Here is a 1148-nt window from a genome sequence, read left to right on the forward strand (position 1 = left end):
TAGCTATACTTAATGGACCTGCTATTTGTGGTGTGACATTAGTATTTGCATCTGTAACTGGATCTCCATGTAACGTATCATTTGAAGTAACATTTAAAACAACTTTAGAAAATTCAGCAGTCGCTACTGTAATTGGCCCATCATTTACTGCAAGTAATGGATTCTGAACTACAACTGTAGCTACAGCCGTATTACAATTTGCTGGACTTGCACCAGATTCACACAATTCATAAGTAATTAGATAAGTTCCTGAAGCTGTGTTGGCTGCTACTATTAAATTACCGTTAATATCAATACTCAATGGTCCTGTAGTAATTGGTGTTACATCAGTGTTTGTAGCTGTAACTGCAATAGTATTTAAAGTATCATTATCTGTTACATTTAAAATAACTGTAGGTGTTGTTGCTGAAGCTACAGTTACAGGACCATCGTCTACAGCGTCTATTGGATTAAAGACTACTACAGTAGCCGTTGCATTATCACAATTCGCAGGGATCATATTTAATCCAGTTGATGAATTGGCTTCGCATAATTGGTACGTGATGCTGTACGTACCACTTGCAGTATTAGCTGCAACGGTTACTATTCCGTCAGCATCAATGCTCAATGGTCCTGTGGTTAACGGCGTTACATTAGTATTGGTCGTAGTCACTGCAATGTTACTTAACGTATCATTAGCTAATGCGTTCAATGCGGTTACTACCGTATTGTTTGATGCAACGGTTACCGACGGATCGTTTACCGCATCTATTGGATTGTTTACTACAACTGTGGCTGTAGCAGTATTACAATTTGCTGGGCTTACATTCAATCCTGTTGATGGATTAGCTTCGCATAATTGGTAGGTGATGCTATACGTACCACTTGGAGTATTGGCTGCAACGGTTACTATTCCGTTGGCATCAATGCTCAATGGTCCTGTCGTTAATGGCGTCACATTGGTATTAGTGGTAGTCGCTGCGCTGTTACTTAACGTATCATTAGCTAAGGCATTCAATGCGGTTACTACCGTATTGTTTGATGCAACGGTTACCGATGGATCGTTTACCGCATCTATTGGATTGTTTACTACAACTGTGGCTGTAGCAGTATTACAATTTGCTGGGCTTACATTCAATCCTGTTGATGGATTAGCTTCGCATAATTGG

1 pseudogene is annotated in these 1148 nt (G+C 39.7%); it reads right to left on the reverse strand.

From position 1 onward, the window contains the following. Positions 1-1148: pseudogene (locus tag ACNQGB_RS15985) on the reverse strand (hypothetical protein); the annotation flags it as partial.

This window comes from Flavobacterium frigidum (assembly GCF_048286795.2).